Source organism: Gemmatimonadota bacterium, assembly GCA_026706845.1.
Lineage (GTDB): Bacteria > Latescibacterota > UBA2968 > UBA2968 > UBA2968 > VXRD01.
This window is the reverse complement of record JAPOXY010000277.1, coordinates 4,255-23,718: the sequence shown is the minus strand read 5'-3', so window position 1 is coordinate 23,718 and position 19,464 is coordinate 4,255. Positions and strand designations below refer to the sequence as shown.

Genomic DNA, 19,464 nt, shown 5'->3' with positions numbered 1-19,464 from the left:
CGTCCACTGCGGCTCCGCTTCGGTCAATTTGCGTCCCTCTGCGACCATTTAATCAAACACCTGCTTGTAATAGGCCAATCGCTCGCCCTGGATCAGGCTTTCAAAAACGATATACCCATCTTCTCGAAACTGCTGCACCTGTTCGTCCGTCAACATAAAAACCTCCCTTGATCAGGATTTCCAAGATTTCCAAGATACCACAGGATGCCACCCCTCTCCGGAATGCACACATCAACTCACACTCGCTGCCTTCTTTTGTCTTCTCATCTGTGTCCATCTGTGTTCATCGGTGGTTGCTTTCGAATTTCCCGATTCAACTTCGCAGCCTTCACCAACTCGCGCTCCAGCAATTGGTAATAGGTTGCAGAATCCATCGTCGCTTTTTTCTTCACCAGAGCCTGAACCTCGTCAATCGCCTTACCATAAGCTGCAACAAGCGCGGGCGAAGCGCCTTTGGGAACGCGAAAATTGAGCAAAAAACAACGGTCTGCCAACATCCCATCGCCCGCGTCGATATCGGACAGACGCGTACCCAACCCATCGCCATTATCGTCCAGAATCGCGTTCTCTGTCGCAATCAGCCCCTCACTCAAAAACCAGGCATCTGTCAGTGAAGACGCCTGGGTGCAAATCTCCAGAACCGAAATGCGGTCATCGCGGTCTTGATCGGCACTGCCATCCTCCAATGCCTGCACAAAAAAACGCATAAATTGCGTGGCATTGCGCTGATCTGTACTGCGCGTACTCGCGCATATAATACGCCCATCCCGGCTCAGAGCATTGACAAAAGGCGCACTCATCGACGCACTATTAACGACAATAATGCGCTTCGCGGATAACGTCTTCAAAAATCTATCCAGATCCTCCGCTGTCAAATCCGCACCGGGAATATTCAACTTGCCAACCTGGCGCCGATAGCTCCCGTGTCCAATCAAAAAAATGAACACATCGTCACCCGGTGTTATCCGCTCCGACAAACCGCGGAATACATTGCGGATGCCTTTTATTGATGAATTACCATCGGCATTCTCACCCGTCTCATTTACCAATAGCACATTTGCCGCGGGGTGATCGCATCGCTCAACCAGCACCTGGCGCAAACGCTGCCCCCAATCGTCAAACCGCTCGGAATACGCGTCCTCTCCACCACTACCGCTGATGATCACATCAAAAACAGCGGCATTTGCCTGTGTCAGCATCAACACACAAATTGGGAAAACCCATAATTTCACGGCTCTCCCCCCTTCCGTCTCAAATACCATTCAACGCAAAGCAACAACACGAGTAGAATATAAAAAGGCGGAAAATGCCACAATGGAAAACGATCCAATCGCGCATGAGCTTGGTCGGTATATGGAATCTGCTCAGCCAATTCGTCGAGCGCGTCCAACGCGATAAATTTGCCCCCCGTGTGTGCAGACAGGCGTTTTAAAAAATCGGGATTATAACGCGCAGACAAAAACTCGAGATGGTCCGGACGCGCCAGCACAGCCGCGTCCAACTGCCCAACATCTGCGCCATCGGAATCTCGCGCCGTGAGCCTTACGCGGTGCAATCCCGCTTCTGTAGCCTCAAAAGTTGCAGAATACGCGCCCACCTCCGCAATAGATTCAGAAACAGGCAATCTAATCGCCCCACCATTCGGTATCTCGACCTGCACATCGACGGACAGACCTTCGCGGGGTTCAAAAAGAGAATCGCGCACCACAAACTTCAAATCGCGCATGTCTCCTAAGACAACATCCTCGCCGCTATCGATCATCGTCACAGGCTCTGGCACCCGCATCGCCAGCAATCGCGCCAACTGCCGCCAAAAGCGTTCGTGAGCGGCATCTTCAACATTCTGCATCATCTGCCATTGCCACGTCTCGCCCGTACCCAGCGCAGCACTCAAACCCTCTCCATACCGCTGCCAGGCAAATAGCGGTTGTCCATCCACAGCTTCGGACTCGGCATCCACCGTCGCCATCACCGTTGCACCAGCGCGCACAGACGCAAACGCATTAATCCCGTAAAGCACGGACAAATTCGCCCACTGATCGGCATTGACTTCGGTATCTTCGCTCAAAGACCAGACCCCCGACAATACACCTTCAATCGTCGGCTTAGCGCGAAAAACCACATCTTCGTAATCACCTGCAGGACCCAGCACAACGGGCAACATCGGTTCAATAGTCGAATGCGCCCACCCGCCCTCTGAGTACGCGCGGGGACCGCCCAGCATCAAAAAACTGCCCCCCCGTTTGGACACAAATTCCCGCGTCAAATTGAGTTGAGCAAGAGAAAAAAAATCGCGCTCAATATCCCCCCAGATCACCACATGGTAGCGAAAAAACTCTGATATATCTGAAGGATACCCACCCGCCAACTCTGATTCTGACACACCAATGCGGATAAAAACCGCTTCGTCATAACGCGGCGCATTCAACGCCTGATCGTCAAAGCCCTCGAACAGGGGATTCGCCATTGTCGCATCGCGCCCCCGGAAAACAAACTTGCGCTCGGCACCAGAAATGCGAACCAGACTCGACAGAACAAGCTGGGGCGCCCCGTCTAAGGCACGCCGCAAAAACTTGCCCTCCCAATTGGGACGCCCGCTAAAATACAAAATGCGAAAAACGCGCTCGCGATTATCCACCAGAATATCCCGAGCATTATTCTCAGCAATGCGATCTTTGGTCGCAACATCCGTAGTATCTGCCAAACGCACCCGCACGCGGTGTGATACCCAGCCATCTCTTTGCGGATCAAAATTGAGCCGCACGTAATTCTCTTCTTCCGTCCCTACAATGGAAAGCGGTGACGACGCCACCACCCGCTTGCCATCCAGCACATCGACCACCACATCTTCACCGCCCAACCCCTCGGCCACTACCCGCGCTGTAACCGCCACCTCATCGGATCGCACGCGCGACACCGACACATCCGCCAATGCCAGATCGCGCCAGAGATCATCGCGTCCTATCCCCACTGTAAAAACGGGCACATCGCGGGACAAATCCGTTATCTGAACAGGCGCGGCACTTTGCTGCACCCCATCGCTAAACACCACCACAGCCGACACCGCAGTCCCGGACATTTGCTTGAGCACCCCGCGAACTGCGCCGACAATATCTGTTCGCCCCTGATCAAACGCGAGGTCTCCAACCTCATTTACGCGCGCTGTTGTGCTGCCAAACCGAAACCGCGCCACCTGATGGGATTGCGTCAACACGCGCTCAAAATCCGATCCCTGATACACCTGCACAAATCGCTCTGCTCGCGCCTGCCCATCGTATTCGGGCACCGTCATACTGCGGGAATCATCAAACAAAACAGGCACAAAATGCGTACCAGGCTCCAATTTCCGCGCCACCAGCGCAGGTCCCAATAACAAAAATAGCACCAGCGTCAACGCCACCGCGCGCAGCCCAATCAACACCTTTGAAAGCGCGGGTCTCCGCCTGTGCCAGAACACCACACTCGCACAAAAAACAACGCCGAGAAGGACCAGCGCCACAGGCCATGCGACATCCAATACAAATCGCACATCCCGATATACAGCGGCGCGATCCCCGGCCAACAAGTGTAATAACCAGTCAGTCACTTCTCACTTTCCGTCAACGCTTTAAAATACTCGGCAACGCGGGCGCGGTATTGCTCGGGAATTTCGTCTGCCTTGCCAGCAGAAAGGCCATAGTCTCCTTTTCGCTCGCGAATCAGCACCGATAATTCTTCGGCAGACAGCGTCAAAGGCTTGATCGCGCGCTCGAAAATCAAATCGTATTGTGGCACCGCCCCCTTGCGATAATAATCGCGCCCAATGCCCGCCAGATCTTCGCGGATACCCGTCAAACGCTGTCGCACACCTAAATCAGCCGGCAAAAGCGACTCGGCCTCGCGCAAGCGATTCATCCAATCGCGAAAACCGCCTTCGGCAAAACGTCGCAACGCATCGGGACCTTGCGGACCCCATCCAAATCGCCCGTCACCATCCCCTCCTTCTCCCCCCATTACCGCCTCCAGACGCTCCTGCGCCCGCTCCAGCGCCTCCAGATCGTCGCGCACCAGAAGTTGCGCGACACCATCGAGTTTTTCAGCCGCCTGATCCAACTTCTCCGCCACGTCTCGCTCGTGTGTTTCCGATGCCCGCCACGCCCCCAATCTCACCAATCGCTCGCCCGCTTGCATATCTTCAAAAATGCCCTCTCGGCTCGTCTCGCGCAGCCAGTCATTGAGTTTTTGCGCCATCAAACCCTGGCTTTCTGCAGCCTTTTCTGCCAACGCACTCGCCTCCTCCATCATATCGCGGAACTGATCGGCCGTGCGTTGCTTGTCCTCGAGCATCTCGCTCAATGCGCGCTCCGAATCAGACAGGGTTTCGCGCTGCGTCTGCTGCTCCTGAGCCTGTGCGACCAACCCCCGCTGTTGGGCGCGTAAACTATCCATATTATCTTGCAACATTCTCATGCGCTCAGCCGCAGCCCCGCGCGATAAATTGCCCAATTGCTCTTGCACATCGCGCAAGGCGTCCAAAGCGCGATTGCCCGCAGCCCGCGCCCGTTGCAACTGATCGTTATTCAGATTTTGCGCACTGCGACTCATCTGCCGCCGCGCGCCTTCCAATTGTTCCCGCGCCCGCCGCGCCTGTTGTGGGTCCATATCCCCAGACGCAATCTCGCCATTGACTGCATCGAGCGCGTCCATCGTCTGGCGCTGCGCCTCGCGCAACTGCTCAAGGCGACGTTCGGCCTCTTCGCGCGCCTCGCGCTCCAGCTTTTCCGCCTCTGAAATCAACTGCGCCACATCTTCGTTAATCGCCGCCTGCCGCCTGGTCAATTCCTCAATTTTATTTTGTGCCTCTGCCGTCTCCGCAAGTTGCTGTTGCAATGTAGATGCTTCTTCCCGAAAATCTCGTCGCTGCGCCAACTCCAGACCATCCAACTCGCGTTGCTGTGCCTGCCCCCCACCGCCACGCTGTCGCTGCCTGTTTTGCACGATCTCAGCCTCTCTCGGTCTCCTCTGCAACAGGTATCGATACGCGCGCTGTGCGTGCCCCCATGCCCTTGCCAATGCCGCATCCGGAGATTCAAAAGACGCCTCGTGCAATGCCTCGACAACACCTGCAAACTCCGCTTCCAAATCCGCTGCTGGATTCCTCACAGAACCCTGAACATTCTCCTGCGCCTCAATAATAGCGTGTTTTTGCTCATCGTATTCCTCCCAATCCATTTCCGACGCGCCTTTGCGCAAATTCCAGATCGCAATAATCACCTGCTTCTGGCCCTCTGCGCCCCCCCGTTGCCCCCTGCCCTGCCCCTGCTGACCACCCTCATTGCTCACAGCCTGGCGATAGAGCCGTTCAAACGGCCGAATTTCCAAAAAATAGGGATCGCCCAGAGTCTCAATCTCAGACCGTCCCGGCTTGCCATCTTCTGCCCAGACCGTCCAGGTAATAAAATCGCCCGCCGCGAGACCCAGACCTTCCAATGCCATCGGATACTCACCCTCGGCACTCTCTATCCGCGCTGTCTCCGTCTTGAGAGAAATCCGCACGGGATCGCGCCCAGCCACCTCGTATTGCAAACCGTAATCCGTGAGCATATAATCGTCTTTTATCGAAAACCCAAAAGCCACCTCCTCAATTGCCGTAGCTTCGTCATCCCCTCGGGGAAAACGAACCTGAATGCGCGGCGGCTGATCGACCTTCGCCGTAATTTTATACGCACGCGCATACTCGTTTTCCTCGCCACCGGCATCTCGCAACGCCACCTCGTATGTACCATTCTCTGTAATCGACAGCGCGCCTTCCCACAAGGCATCATCTGACTTTTTCAACGCCATTTCTTCCCCATCATCCAATATCAGCGAGGCCTTCTCCAACGCTTTATTCACCGTTACCGACACAACGACCTCCGTACCTTCGGGTGCAGTAATATCGCCGCCATAAGGCACGTCCCGGTCCTCCATCTCCAAATAGTCGGGATAGCGATACAGGAGTCCAATCGACACCACCTCGGGCGGCGTCCACACCGAAAGTGTATAGACCTCGGAACGATAAGCCCCAACCTGCACCTGGTATTCCGTATCGGCATACAAATCGCGCAACTGGTGGGCAAACACATCGCCAGCCTCTCCAGGCTCTAAGGGCGCGGTTTGCCAGTCCCCGCCCGATGTCCGCCACTGAATCGCCTTGCTCGCACCCATAAGATCTGTCGTCACCCAAACCATCTGATGCGCCCCGCGGCGCACCCGCGCATCACCCGGTTCAACGGTATAGGGCAATGGCAAAACCGGTGCAAAAAACAACCGCCCTGCAATATCGCGCAGATCAACCTGCCACAATGCCATGAGCAACACAACAGCACCCAATCCCCAAACTCCGACAACCGCGCGGCGCACCCGCTTCAAAACGCGCAAATCAATCACAGGTGGCGCCTGTATCGCCGACAATTCGCGCACCTGCTGAAACACCTGCTCGGTCATCCACTCGGAAACCGGCGTTGATCCGTGCAGCGATACAGTGCTCACAATCAGGTCCTCAAGCTCGGGATGATGTGCATCGAGAAACAGCGCGATCTGCTCTCGCGTCACCTCCGTACGTTGCGGCACATACAACCACTTATACCCCGCACCAAAGACCAGAATGAGAAATGCTATCACCGGCACAATCACAGGCACGCGATCGGCAAAAGCCACCACAGCGCACAACCCAATCAGCAAACCCAAAAACACCGCGCCAAACATCAACCGCCCCTGCAAACGCCGCCGTCGCTCAAACTGCGCAGCCACTTCGCGGATCGCGTGTTCCAATTTAAGCGGTAGCAATGGTATCATGTCCGTACCTCCCGCGCACTCAAATACGCGGCGTAAAAATGTTCGAGCAAAAGCAAGGCAAGCAAAAATCCGAGTATCCAGCGACCGTATTCATACACAATCGAAAGATCAGCCGCTGGTTTGCCATCACTCTGAAATAACACGGGCGCATCGCACAACCGAATCTCAAATTCCGCGGGCGTTATCCGCGCCAAATCGCTCTCTCGGTCTATGATATTGACCGATGCGATTTGCGTTCCCCATTGATATACGCCGGGCACCTGGAATATACGCGCAACGCCAACTACAGAATCCGATCTCTCTGGCCCCAGAACCCGTTCCACCACATCAGAAGCACTCATGGCATCGCCCACCTGATAATCTGTCTCGATCTCCCGATCACCCGATAAATAGCGCAACGTCTCGTGCAACAAAGGTACAAACCGCGGCGTCCGCGCCAAATTTGACCTATCAAACCCCATTCCACCAGCCCAGACCAGGATGCGTCCTTCTCCTATTCTGCCCTCGACAATAGCGGGCATTAAATCGTCGTATTTTGCCAGCACCGCAGCTGAACTGTCGGCGGTAATAACGTGGTAATTCTCATAGCGCACAGATGAAAAATCGTTAAACCGCGCCCCCCTGAAAGGGCGAAAAATGGGATGTTCCAAATCCACCCACGCCAGCGCGGCATAACCCGCATCCTCCACCCCGGAAACCCGGATATTCGCGTGTGTGAACAAGGCATTCACAGACTGAATAGCGGCATCCCTGCGAAGTGGCAAAAACAGCGCACCGCCATTCTCAACATATTCTCTAAACTCGATTACAGAAGTCACATCCTCGGCAATCACCGCCGACCCCATAAGCTCTCCAGACCATGTCAATCGCCAATCCGCGCCCTCAGGCACAGCAGCTTTGAGCATAAACCGCGAAGACTCCGAAGCATTCAACACCGCGATGGGATGTTGCGGTTTGGCAAGCCACGCAAAAAAACGGCGATCATCTCGCTGCAACCCATCGCCTCCCGCAAGCGCGACATATCCGTTTATCCCATCCTTCAAAGGCACGGAAAAAGCCACCTGTGTCGCATTGCCCTGCAACACCGTCACATCGCGCGTTTCTATCACCTCTCCATCAACCACCAGTTGCGCGGCAAGTCCCCCTTGCCCAGACCAATTTCTCACGCGAGCGCGAACCCGCAATACATCGTCCTTTACAGCCCGCACAGCGAGCGCGTCAACCGACGCATTGGACACAGCGTTCGCCCCCACGTCAACCGCTTGAAGCTCAATCGCGCCCGGCAATCGCCATCCCATATCGGACAGCGGCATACCACTCGCCTGAAAATCGCTGATCACATGCACCACGCGCTTCACCTGCGCGGTATCAGCCGCAAAAACATGCTCAACTGCCTGAAGTGCCGCAGCATAATCCGTATGTCCCCACGTCACATCGGCGATCTCAATAGCGCGTCGCACATCTGCCACATCACTTGAAAGCGGCACATCGACCACGGCCTGCTGTGCAAAACGCACAAACCCAACCCGATCCCCCGACCCCACAGTCTCCAGCACGGATTTCGCCCCCACCTTCGCGCGCTCCCACACCCCGTCATATCCCATACTCAGCGAAACATCCATCGCAATCACATGATCAGTCGTCCCCAAAGACGCCGCTTCAGCATTCAACAGCATCTCGCGGAAAGGCCGCGCAAACGCAAGTGCCAGGGCAATCAGAACCGCCATTCGCAACAACATCAACACAATGTGTTGAACGCGCCTGCGCTCGATCACCTCGCGCTTGACATCGGGCACAAACATCAAACTGCTAAACCGTACAGTTTCACGCTCGGGACGGCGAATGCGATGTACAAAATAGGGAATGCCAATCAGCGCAACACCAAATGCAAATAGCGGAACCAGCAACCCCATCAAACACCTCCCCGCGATCGTCTGCTGGGCGCAATCAGACCATCGTTGCGCCGATGTAAAAACCGATGCAACGCCATATCCAGAGGTTCAGAACACGCGAACTCTTCAATATCGATCTCCGCCGATAGACACGCTTCTCTTATCGCGTCAAAATGTCGCCTGCGATTATCCAAATAAGCTTCGCGCACCTCTTCCGGCACGGCAAATTGCTCGCGACTATCCTCGGCATCTACCAGCGTCACCGACCGATCAAAGGGAAACGTCTGCTCAGCCGGATCGCTCACCTGCAACACCAGCACATCGTGACGCTGCGCCCGCAGGGAACGCAAATGCAAAATCATCTCATCTGCCGGATGCAACAAATCGCCGATCAACACCACCATGCCTCGTGCAGGCAACATATCGCCCATCACGCGCAACGTCCCCGCCGTATCCGTCTCTTCACCCGCGGGCCTCAAATTGTCGATCTCCATCAAAATGCGATGGCGTTGCCCGTCTCGACGACGCGCTGGCACATGCGCAATCAATTCCCGATGATAAGCGGCAAAACCCACGGCATCCCCTTGACCAGAAGCCAGCATCACCAGACACGCCGCCAGCATCTGTGCATACCGGAACTTGCTCACATCTCCCGAGCCGTAGTCCATAGACGCGCTGCAATCCAGCAAAACAGTACACCGCAAATTGCGCTCATCCTGAAACTGCTTCACGTGCAGCCGATCACTCCGACCGTACAGCCGCCAATCCACAAAGCGCAAATCATCGCCCCACGCATAAGGGCGATATTGGGCAAACTCAACCGATGCCCCGTGGTGAATACTGCGATGCGCCCCACCTTGCAACCCGGAAATAACCGTACGCGCTAAAAGCTCCAGATCTGCAATACGCGCCAACTCAGCCGGATCGAGATATGTGTAAATAGAATTTTGCATAGCGGTCAGACTCATGCCAGATCCGCTTCCGGCGGCTGAACAGTCTCCAGCAACCGATTGATAACATCCTCGGCATTTACGCGATCGGCTTCGGCTCTAAAATTGGTCAAAATGCGATGGCGCAACACATTGGGCGCAACCGCTTGAACATCGCCAAAAGAAACGTGATATCGTCCCTTGAGCAACGCCCGCGCCTTCGCCCCCAGCAACAACCCCTGCACGCCGCGAGTGCCCGCGCCCCAACTCACCCATGAAGTCACAAAATCCGGCGCCGCATCGCCCGGGCGGCTCGCCTGCACCAGTTGCACGGCATAACGCGCCACAGGCTCGGCAACCGGAACCATCCTCACCAACCTGGCAAAATCGAGCATATCTGCACCCGTAAACACAGGCTCGACCTCTTCGACCTCAATCGACGTCGTGCGCGTCGCCACATCCAACTCTTCATCTTCCGCCAAATAATCGATCCAGATATTCATCATAAAGCGATCCAACTGCGCCTCGGGCAGTGGATAAGTACCCTCCAACTCAATGGGATTCTGCGTCGCCAGAACAAAAAACGGTTGCTCCAGCGCGTGCAAATTACCCCCTATCGTCACCTGCTTCTCCTCCATCGCCTCCAGCAGTGCGGCCTGCGTCTTGGGCGGCGTGCGGTTAATCTCATCAGCCAGCAAAATATGCGTAAAAACAGGACCCGGAATAAACCGCAACTCGCGGTGCCCGCCCACGCGATCCTCATCGATAATCTCTGTACCCGTTATATCCGAAGGCATTAGATCCGGCGTAAACTGCACGCGCTTAAAATCCAAATCCAAAATTTTCGCAATCGTACGCACCAGCAGCGTCTTTGCCAAACCCGGCGCCCCTGTCAACAAACAATGACCGCCGCTAAACAACACTATCAACAGCGACTCAATAACCTCATCCTGCCCGACGATCACCTTGCGAATCTGCTCCATCATCCGCGCGCGACCATCGCGCAACTTGCCTATCGCCTCGGCTTCAAATGGCGTTTCTTGTTTTTGAATGGCTTCTCCCAAAAGTCACCTCAATTATCTTAATGCGTCATCGCATACACCACGATATTAATACCCATCGGATACGCCTTGGGCGCGGAAAAATTGCGGAAATACTCGTAATTCTCGCCCTCGCGCTCCCAGCCATCGCCCAAATCTGTATTGTGCATCACCACGACCATCAACCGCCCATCCCGATCAAAAATACCCTTGCAGTGCGCCTCAGAACCGTATTGGTCATAACGCCCTGCCCAGCCCTCATAAGTAATCCCCGTCGATTGCCAGTCCCAGAAACTACCCAGACCCGGCACCTGCGGCACCTCCTTGATATCAAACACAATGTGAAACAACTCGTGATCCAGTGGAATATCCACCAGGGGAAATTCATCGGGTGGTAACACCTGAGCAATCTCGTACTCCCAATTTCGCCACGCATCATCCCCCCAGAAATCATCCACCAGCAAAAAACCACCGCGCAACAAATAATCGCGCAACCCCTCCTGCTCGGACACACTCAGCGCCATCCGTCCCACCTCGAGCATATAAATAAACGGATACTTAAACACCTCGGGATCATCGAGACGCACGACCACGTGCTTAAACTGCCCATCTTCTGTGCGATTCACATTGAGCGTTGTAATTTGAGACAAACGCAGAGAAAAATTCACATCCGACTCGGGATAATCCACCGCCCAACTGCCCCGTCGCCGCCGATACCCCCAATCATCATCGCCCGTATAATTCGAATACTCGATACGACAAAACGTAAACGTATTACCCGGAAAAATATCGCGCTCCATTCGCTCAATATGACCTCGACGTCTGCGTCCAACCTGAGCATCGACATCCCACTCGGGCATCAACAGCACCAACAAACACGCTATAACAATTCGCATTGTGAAATCTCCAAATCAGTCCCAATCCCCAACTCCTCACCTTTCATCTGCGTTCATCTGCGGATACTTTTGCCTCCACCAATTGCAACAACAGCTGTTGCGCATCCCAAAAATGCGGCATGGTTTCCAACAGCGCGAGCACCTCGGCTTTTGCTGCCACAAACTCGCCCTTTTTTGCGAGCGCCTCCGCCAGATTGAGCCGGTGCTCGGCACGCCCCGGTACATCCAGATAAATAAGCCGACGCCAATCCGCGATAGCCGCATCCCAGTCTTCCAGCATCTCGTGAACCTCGGCACTTCGCGTCAGTATCTCAACCTGAAAAGGACGCACAGCCAATGCCCGATCCAGCACGGCACGCGCAGCCGCCCAGTCTCTATCCTTCACATAAAATCCACTCAAAGTCAGACAGGCTTCATGCGCCATCGCATCCCATCCAACGAGCTTTTTTAATGCACTGCGATACCACTCCGAATCACCGCGCACAGCACCGGCATCCACCCATAGGCGCAAGGGCGCATCCTCCGCTGCATAATCTGGATACAAATCATACGCCTCCAGAAAAAACTGCTCTGCATCCGCCCAGTTCTCTGCCTCAACTGCCTCTTTCCCCGCATTTAATTTCTGGCGAAACTCCGAATCTTTGGACAGCGCTCTGAGGGGGGCGCATCGATTCCCCAGATACTCCATAAACCGCTCATCCACAATACGAGCAGAAACACCACTGGCCGAAATCAACGCCTCAACAGCCTCCATGCCATCGCCAATGCGGCCCAGTGCCGTCACCAGTGCATCGTGACCGTAGTGATTCACATAAAAAGCCACAAACTCGCCCGATACAAAATACCCATACATCAGATGCATCGGCGTTTCTGGATCGGTAAAAAACCGCCCGAGATCGCCGACAGCCGGAAATCCCTCGCCATCCACAATATGCTTAAATTCCGGCCCCAGTCGCTGTCCCCACGACACATCTTTTTGCGTCTCTTCATAAACAGAAATCCCCTCCGACAACCAGCGTGGCATGCGATTGCGGGTCTTTTGCAGCGTAATCACATGCACAAACTCGTGCCACAACACCTGTTGCCAGTTCATCGTGCCAGGTGGTCGCGCCCGGGGAGAATCCATCGTAACCAACCGACCAAAACAAATACCCAAATGCCCTGCATTGCCCGGCAGCCCAACCGACCGCACCATAAACACATCGTGATCGTCAAACACCTGCACCACCACGGGCGTGTGCAACTCAATATGGTATTTCCTCTGATAGTACAAAGCCGCTTCATTGAGCAGCTTCAACAACTCATCGGACATCACCTCGGCTTCTTGTCTGGGCAATTGCAACTTGAAAATACCGTGCGATATCGTCTCAAAACCATCAATCGCATCGGCAGCTTCGAGCAAATTATACGCCCGCACGCTATATGGATCGGCAGCAAAAACCCGCTCCAACTCGCTCCGCGCCTCGACATCTTTGCCCAACCGCAACAAATCGTACGCCAACAGCAAGCGCGCCTCGACATCTTTTGCATCAATTTCCAACGCACGCGCTTGAAAAGCACGCCCGTCTTCAAATCGGTATTGCCGAGACGCAATGCGCCCGGGAATGCGAAAAGCACCTGAAAAATATCCATTAAAAGCCAAGGCCCGTTCCTGTGTCTTTTGCATCGACACAGAATCGTCCAACAAAAAAAATGCCGCCGCCTTTAACCCCAGTGCTTTCAGGTGGTTTGGATTAACAGACAGAATAGAATCCAGCACCTCAAGCGCATCACGTGGTTCGTTGCGATCCAGCAATTGCTCGACTTGCAACCGCTGAACCTCTAAATGATTCGGGTTAAGGGCGAGAAGTTGCGCCATCACCTCCAAAACCCGATCATCACCCGCGCGATAATAACACCACATCAGCCCCGCCAAAGCCTCCTGGTTCTCGGGGTCCAACGCGAGCGCTGCGCCGTATTTTTCTGCCGCCACATCAAAAGCGCGTTTGTCCAGCGCCAGATTGCCCGCCGCAACCAGCACAGACGCGCTATTGGGAAAAACTTCAGCCATCAAATTGTAAAACCGTAACAGCGATTTGGGATCTTCGCCCTGTAACTCGCGCAGACGTGCAATTGCGATCAAATCATCGACATCATGGCGATATTCCGACAACAAGCGCACCTGATTCTCAGCCTTCATCAATGCCAGGCCATAATCGCCTATCCGACCTCGCAGGCGATACAATTCGGCCAGGCGCACGGTCGCATCGAGCGCACTTCCAATCCCTTCCAGTTGCTCAATCGCTTCGTCAACGCGCCCCGTCAACGCCAGCAACTCGGCATAATCCCGCCGCGTTGACCACGGGTGATAAGACGCGCGCTCGAGCACTTTCACCGCCTCGGCATAATCGCCCCGCGCCCACAGCACGCGATAATCCGTCTCCTGCGCAGAAACGCTTTCCGCAACAAAGCTAAGGAGAATTGCACAGATTAAAGATGTGATTTTGACAATTCGCAACATAATCATAAATCCCAACAACCTGCATACACTGGTCCGCGCTTTCAAAATTTCGACACCAATATCATCTGGTTTGTTCCCATTCACCTCTCACCTATTATACGGAAAATGCCCCCCGCGCACATTGCGCCACACCGCGTCACAATCCTTCAGGACATCCTCATCCAGACGCCCATCTGCCGCCTGAATATTGTGCGTTAGATGTTCCAACTTGCTCGCACCCAAAATCATCGAATCGACAATCGACTGTGACATCAGCCATTGCAAAGACAATTCAATCATCGTCTTGCCCGCAGAATGTGCAATCTGCTTCAATGCATCAAGCGCATCAAAATTGCGATCATACCAGAACCTGCCGTAATAATCTCGATTCAAATCGAATCGCGTACCCGCTGCAGGTTCGGTATCTCGCGTGTGCTTGCCCGTCAGCATGCCGGCAGCGAGCGGATTATATACAGCCATTCCAATATTCATTTCACGGCTAAACGCAACGCACTCCTCATCAATACTCCGCGTAATCAAATTATAGGGCACCTGCAACACCACGGGCGATGCCCAATTGTTCACATCGCATTTCCAAAGCGCTTTCATCACCTGCCATGAAGCGAAATTCGACATCCCCACATATATGATCTTCCCCTGTTGTACCAACGTATCAAACGCCGCCATTGTCTCTTCAAGAGGCGTATCCCAATCGGGCTTGTGCAAATACAGAATATCCAGACAATCGGTCTGCAACCGCTTCAAACACGCTTCCACCCCCCGAATCACATGCCAGCGGTGCAACCCCTGATCCTTAATCTCGTCCTGCCCGACAAAATTGGCGATCTTACTCGCCAAAATCACCCGGTCGCGTTTGCCCTTGAGTGCCTTGCCCACAATTTCTTCGGACACGCCATTCACATAAGTATCTGCCGTATCGATAAAATTCACACCGGCATCCAGAGCCGTATCCACCATGCGAATAGACGTAGCCTCATCGGCCTGATCCCCAAATGTCATAGCCCCCAAACATATACGCGACACGCGAATACCCGTCCCTCTCAAAACGCGATACTCCATCTCTCCTCCTAACAGTTGCTTGTGCAATCTTTTTCCTTATCTTTACCACTATCGCTATAACATAACACTGTCTCGCGACTTCGCAATATACTATGATCTGGGTCTTCATCTTTATTTTTATCGCATTTTGGGTCTATATGGGCATTGAACTCTACCTGTATTTTCGCAAACCCAAAAATATCGACAACTGGGATGAAATGTCCGAATGGGCGTGGCGACGCACAGTGCGCAAAGCCATTGACGAAATGTTAAAAGAGAAGCGGTAGTCAGCAGGTTTTATGAACGCATTCCAAAAAACCGCCATCACCACCCTCGTTGCGATCCTCTTGCTCATCGGCGTTGGCAGTCTCGTGCGCGTTTCGGGCGCGGGCCTGGGATGTCCCGACTGGCCCCGGTGCTGGGGCTGCTGGTTTCCGCCCTCGAGTATCGACGACATCGACCGGGCCTATCTCGCAGAACGCGGGCTAAACATCGAAGACTTCAACGCGATCAAAATGTGGATCGAATACATCAACCGCCTCATCGGCATGATCATCGGCCTTCTGGTCATCGCCACCTTCTTGCGCGCCATCCCATACCGAAAAACACACCCCGCCATCTTCTACGGATCGCTAATAGCGGTCTTCCTCGTAGGCTTTGAAGGTTGGCTTGGCGGACAAGTCGTACAATCCGGCCTCAAACCCGGCATGATCACCCTGCACATGGCGGGCGCAATGGTACTCCTATGCCTGTTGCTCTACGTCACATTTCGCGCCGTTGACATCCGCCTTCCCACCACATTGCCCTCCCCTAAAGTACTCGCCCACCTCTCTGCCCTGCTCTTCATCATCGTATGTATTCAAATGCTACTCGGCACACAGGTGCGCGAAGCCATCGATCCCTACATCAAAAACAGTGAGGGCGTCGCTCGCAGTGCGTGGATCGCCAATATTGGCCTCATGGATCACATCCATCGCTCTTTCACCTGGGTGGTCATTGCCGTTGCCGCTTATCTCGTCTATATCATACGCAAAAATGCAATAGGAGGCTTGCTCAAAGTGAGCAGCTACCTCGCATTCGCACTCATTCTGTTTCAAGCAGCCAATGGCATAGCTCTGGCGTATGGCGGCCTACCCCGCGTATTTCAAGTACTCCATCTCGTGACCGCGGCCCTGCTAATCTGCGCGGTCTATACTCTGTGGCTCACACTGAGAACCATCAACACAAGGAGGTCTTCATGAAAATTTCCGTCTGGCACCGCGAACTCTCCGATTCGTATCTGCGATTTGTAACCCAACTCGGCGCTGACGCCCTCGATTTTGGGACTGATACGGACATCCCCGGCGTTGCAGAACAGGGGTATCCCGACCTGGATGAACTTCTAAAAGTGAAGAAAAAAATCCAGTCCTGGGGCCTGTCGATCAACCGCGTCAGCCTACCAAATATCACGGAAAAATTTATGACCGATCAACCTGGCGGCGAAAAAGAACTCGAAAATACATGTACGGCACTGCGCATACTTGCCGAAGCAGGCGTACCCATTGCCCGACAGCGATTCTGGGGCGACACCTTTAACGAACTCATGTTTCGCTACCGATCTGAACACCGCGGCGGATACCTCTCGCGAGGCGAAAGTCAGGCACTGACCAATCCCGTACCCGAAACACCCGATTACGAAGCCCTGCAAGACTGGTGGAAACACTTCTGCATCGTCTATGAAAACCTCGTGCCCATAGCCGAAGAAACCGGGATCAAGCTCGCCATTCACCCGTCCGACACCCCCAACCCGGACACCCCACTGGGCGGCCTGGGATTTCACCGCGTCATCGACGCCTTTCCCAGCGCACAAGTGGGCTATCTCTACTGCTGCGGCACCCGCGCCGAAGCGGGCGGCTCACCGCTCGTCCTCGACGAAATTAACAACTACGGGCGCAAAGGCCGCATCTTCATGATACACTTCCGCAATGTGCGCGGCTCACTCGCCACAGCGCGCGGTTTTGAAGAAACCCTGCTCGACGACGGCGACATGAACATGTTTAAGCTCCTGCTGGAACTCAACCGCGTGGGCTTTGATGGCTGCCTGAATCCCGACCACATTCCCGGGCTCGAAGGCGACAACGATCCCATCACTGGTGGGCTGGCTTACTCCGTGGGCTACATCAAAGCCCTATTCGCCGCCCTTGCCGCCCTGCCATAATGCGGCGACTGCGACGCGCTCACCATCTTGACAACCCATAAGCGATTTGATATATTTGCCTTCGCACTGGATCAGGTGCCGAAGTGATGGAACTGGTAGACGTGCGGCGTTCAGGGCGCCGTGGGCTTAGGCCCGTGTGGGTTCGAATCCCACCTTCGGCACCATAAATTCTCGCATAGCAAGGGTTATGCCGCTCGGCATAACCCTTTTTTATACACAACGGAGCGCGAGGGTGATCAATTACGGCGAAGGGGTTGCACTCGGGGCGTCACTGGTATGGGCATCCACCAGCCTCGTCTTAAGAACGCTATCCCAGCACCAATCATCGGCACTCATCACAGCCATCCGCTGTGGGATTTCTGGACCTTTTTTCTGGATGCTATTGCCTTTTGGTCCCCCCCTATCCACACTGGTCAACGTACCGCTGCACGAATGGGGACTTCTGATCGGCTCCGTATTCATCGGCATAGTCATTGGCGACCAACTCTATTTGCACGCCATGAAAGAAATTGGCGTATCGCGCACAATGGCTCTGGTTGGCACGCTTCCAATTACAACGCTAATTTGGGAGCAATTGCTGCTCGATGTACCCGTCACTCGCACCTTTATTTTTGGATGTGTTTTGGCGGCATCTGGCGTTATCTTACTCTCTCAGCGACCACGCCAGAATCGCACAGACACACAGGAACACCCCATCCGCCTTAAGCGCGGGATAGTCTTCGCACTTCTTACAGCCTTGCTCTGGGGGTTGAGCACCACCATGCTCAAACCCGCGATGACGCATCTCACAAGTATTCAGGCCAACAGCGTGCGAATGCCACTCGTAGCCATGGCATTATTTGGCATTTGGCGGCTCAATCAGGGGCGCGGCAACCTGCGCGATATCGGATGGCGGACATTTGCTCTGATTGCCACGACCGGACTTCTGGGCATGGGCTTCGGATCTTTCTTCTACGTCGAAGCCGTTCTGTTCATCGGACCAGCCAAAACAGCAACACTGACAACAGCAACACCCGTCCTCTCACTTATTCTGGCCGTGATCTTTCTCAAAGAACAAATTACGCTCCGCCTTCTCGCAGGGATTGCACTCTGCGTGGCTGGCGTTCTGCTCGTACTTTGACCTTCCGCTGACCAGAGGAGCCGTACATGTCTTTTGCCATCAGATCGCATATCGGAGCATTGGTCATCCTATCTCTTGTCCAGAATGTCGAAGGACAAATATCCGAACCCGCACTTCAGAAAAGCTATGGTCACCGCGAGGACACCGCAGCGAGCCAACTCATTAAAGAAATCGCAGGTGCTGATTCGGCAGCGATTTATCGAAATCTACCACGCGAAAAAAAGGGACCATTCTTAGACGCATTCTGGCAAGCACACAATCCGCTCGTACTCAAATACTACTATGGCTACCATCTCGGGCAGCGGCGGTTTTCCGTATCAGATGCTTATTTTGAACAAAAAAAATTGCTCCCAAAAACCTATTGGACAGGCGCTGTGCCACCCGATTCCACACAAGTTGTGGAGGCCGTACAAATCTGTACACGCCTTCTGATGCACAATCCCGAAGACGCAGTCGCGATGTGTGCGCTCGGCTATCTCAATCTGGAACAGAACCGGGAAAGCGAAGCAGAAAAACTGTTTATACAGGCACTCGAACGCGACAAACGCCTATTCGAAGCCAGAAATGGCAGGGCGCTATCACTTCTACGGGTACCAAAACAGCGATGGCGCGCGAGAAAACTATTGCTGGAGGCAATGGCCTGGGACCGCAAATACAGCGCAGCCTATTACAGCCTGGCAATGTGCGATTTGATAATGAAAAGCGTAGAGGCGGAAAACAGCCTCAAAAGGTTGATCAAACGGTCTCCAGAATACTCAGACACGTATTTTAAGCTGGGTGTTTTTTACGAGTCCAGAGGCAAATTTGAAAAAGCCGAAGACGCTTATGACAGGCAACTAAAAGCTGATCCCTCTCACACCACCGCGCAATTTCGCCTGGGCATCATAGCATTCAAAACCGGTCAACCCGCCCACGCGATCGAAATCCTGCAACCCGTCCTGAAAAAACGGCCAGACCTTCAAAGACCCGCTTTGCCAATGGTCTTTGAAGCCTATATCCAGCTCAAAAATATGCCAATGGCAGAAGCGACCGCAGT

Annotated in this window: 14 protein-coding genes and 1 tRNA gene; 6 read left to right on the top strand and 9 right to left on the bottom strand. The window is 54.1% G+C overall.

Annotation, left to right across the window (positions count from 1 at the left end):
• Nucleotides 1–263: 263 nt before the first annotated feature.
• The 9 genes from OXG87_23855 to OXG87_23815 all read right to left on the bottom strand — a co-directional run bounded on the left by OXG87_23855 (nucleotide 264) and on the right by OXG87_23815 (nucleotide 15,132).
• Nucleotides 264–1,232 carry a hypothetical protein gene (locus OXG87_23855; protein ID MCY3872588.1) on the bottom strand — a complete coding sequence of 323 codons (969 nt, stop codon included), beginning with the start codon at nucleotides 1,230–1,232 and terminating at the stop codon, nucleotides 264–266.
• Nucleotides 1,229–3,586, bottom strand: a complete 2,358-nt coding sequence (locus OXG87_23850; GenBank protein MCY3872587.1) for a hypothetical protein — start codon at nucleotides 3,584–3,586, stop codon at nucleotides 1,229–1,231. The genes OXG87_23855 and OXG87_23850 overlap by 4 nt, the downstream gene beginning before the upstream one ends.
• On the bottom strand, nucleotides 3,583–6,816 hold the full coding sequence (locus tag OXG87_23845) for a hypothetical protein (protein ID MCY3872586.1): 3,234 nt from the start codon (nucleotides 6,814–6,816) through the stop codon (nucleotides 3,583–3,585). Before OXG87_23845 ends, OXG87_23850 begins: the two co-directional genes overlap by 4 nt.
• Nucleotides 6,813–8,729 carry a BatA and WFA domain-containing protein gene (locus OXG87_23840; GenBank protein MCY3872585.1) on the bottom strand — a complete coding sequence of 639 codons (1,917 nt, stop codon included), beginning with the start codon at nucleotides 8,727–8,729 and terminating at the stop codon, nucleotides 6,813–6,815. The genes OXG87_23845 and OXG87_23840 overlap by 4 nt, the downstream gene beginning before the upstream one ends.
• Entirely contained in the window at nucleotides 8,729–9,661 is a 933-nt protein-coding gene (locus OXG87_23835) for a DUF58 domain-containing protein (GenBank protein MCY3872584.1), read from the bottom strand. Before OXG87_23835 ends, OXG87_23840 begins: the two co-directional genes overlap by 1 nt.
• An 11-nt stretch (nucleotides 9,662–9,672) precedes the next feature.
• Nucleotides 9,673–10,623 (bottom strand): AAA family ATPase, encoded by a 951-nt coding sequence (locus OXG87_23830; protein ID MCY3872583.1) that lies wholly within the window; start codon nucleotides 10,621–10,623, stop codon nucleotides 9,673–9,675.
• 95 nt (nucleotides 10,624–10,718) lie between these two features.
• The gene (locus tag OXG87_23825; protein MCY3872582.1) at nucleotides 10,719–11,573 is read right to left on the bottom strand and encodes a DUF4159 domain-containing protein; all 855 of its coding nucleotides are present in this window, start codon (nucleotides 11,571–11,573) and stop codon (nucleotides 10,719–10,721) included.
• A gap of 43 nt (nucleotides 11,574–11,616) precedes the next feature.
• On the bottom strand, nucleotides 11,617–14,073 hold the full coding sequence (locus tag OXG87_23820) for a tetratricopeptide repeat protein (protein ID MCY3872581.1): 2,457 nt from the start codon (nucleotides 14,071–14,073) through the stop codon (nucleotides 11,617–11,619).
• Between the two features lie 87 nt (nucleotides 14,074–14,160).
• Nucleotides 14,161–15,132 (bottom strand): aldo/keto reductase, encoded by a 972-nt coding sequence (locus tag OXG87_23815; GenBank protein ID MCY3872580.1) that lies wholly within the window; start codon nucleotides 15,130–15,132, stop codon nucleotides 14,161–14,163.
• Nucleotides 15,133–15,224: 92 nt separating this feature from the next.
• Here OXG87_23815 and OXG87_23810 point away from each other — a divergent pair, with 92 nt between their 5' ends.
• From OXG87_23810 to OXG87_23785, 6 genes are all read left to right on the top strand, one after another.
• Nucleotides 15,225–15,398, top strand: a complete 174-nt coding sequence (locus tag OXG87_23810; protein MCY3872579.1) for a hypothetical protein — start codon at nucleotides 15,225–15,227, stop codon at nucleotides 15,396–15,398.
• Nucleotides 15,399–15,410: 12 nt separating this feature from the next.
• Nucleotides 15,411–16,352 carry a COX15/CtaA family protein gene (locus tag OXG87_23805; protein MCY3872578.1) on the top strand — a complete coding sequence of 314 codons (942 nt, stop codon included), beginning with the start codon at nucleotides 15,411–15,413 and terminating at the stop codon, nucleotides 16,350–16,352.
• Complete coding sequence (locus OXG87_23800; GenBank protein ID MCY3872577.1) at nucleotides 16,349–17,308, top strand: mannonate dehydratase; 960 nt, start codon at nucleotides 16,349–16,351, stop codon at nucleotides 17,306–17,308. The genes OXG87_23805 and OXG87_23800 overlap by 4 nt, the downstream gene beginning before the upstream one ends.
• A gap of 77 nt (nucleotides 17,309–17,385) precedes the next feature.
• Nucleotides 17,386–17,472: transfer RNA gene (locus OXG87_23795), tRNA-Leu, on the top strand.
• Nucleotides 17,473–17,540: 68 nt separating this feature from the next.
• On the top strand, nucleotides 17,541–18,428 hold the full coding sequence (locus tag OXG87_23790) for a DMT family transporter (GenBank protein MCY3872576.1): 888 nt from the start codon (nucleotides 17,541–17,543) through the stop codon (nucleotides 18,426–18,428).
• Nucleotides 18,429–18,454: 26 nt separating this feature from the next.
• Nucleotides 18,455–19,464 (top strand): tetratricopeptide repeat protein (locus tag OXG87_23785; GenBank protein ID MCY3872575.1); only part of this gene is annotated, 1,010 nt, incomplete at its 3' end.

Coding starts and splice junctions, on each gene's coding strand:
- OXG87_23845 (MCY3872586.1), bottom strand. CDS start 6,816: ATGATACCATTGCTACCGCTTAAATTGGAACACGCGATCCGCGAAGTG.
- OXG87_23840 (MCY3872585.1), bottom strand. CDS start 8,729: ATGGGGTTGCTGGTTCCGCTATTTGCATTTGGTGTTGCGCTGATTGGC.
- OXG87_23835 (MCY3872584.1), bottom strand. CDS start 9,661: ATGCAAAATTCTATTTACACATATCTCGATCCGGCTGAGTTGGCGCGT.
- OXG87_23830 (MCY3872583.1), bottom strand. CDS start 10,623: ATGATGGAGCAGATTCGCAAGGTGATCGTCGGGCAGGATGAGGTTATT.
- OXG87_23825 (MCY3872582.1), bottom strand. CDS start 11,573: ATGCGAATTGTTATAGCGTGTTTGTTGGTGCTGTTGATGCCCGAGTGG.
- OXG87_23820 (MCY3872581.1), bottom strand. CDS start 14,073: ATGTTGCGAATTGTCAAAATCACATCTTTAATCTGTGCAATTCTCCTT.
- OXG87_23815 (MCY3872580.1), bottom strand. CDS start 15,132: ATGGAGTATCGCGTTTTGAGAGGGACGGGTATTCGCGTGTCGCGTATA.
- OXG87_23810 (MCY3872579.1), top strand. CDS start 15,225: ATGATCTGGGTCTTCATCTTTATTTTTATCGCATTTTGGGTCTATATG.
- OXG87_23805 (MCY3872578.1), top strand. CDS start 15,411: ATGAACGCATTCCAAAAAACCGCCATCACCACCCTCGTTGCGATCCTC.
- OXG87_23800 (MCY3872577.1), top strand. CDS start 16,349: ATGAAAATTTCCGTCTGGCACCGCGAACTCTCCGATTCGTATCTGCGA.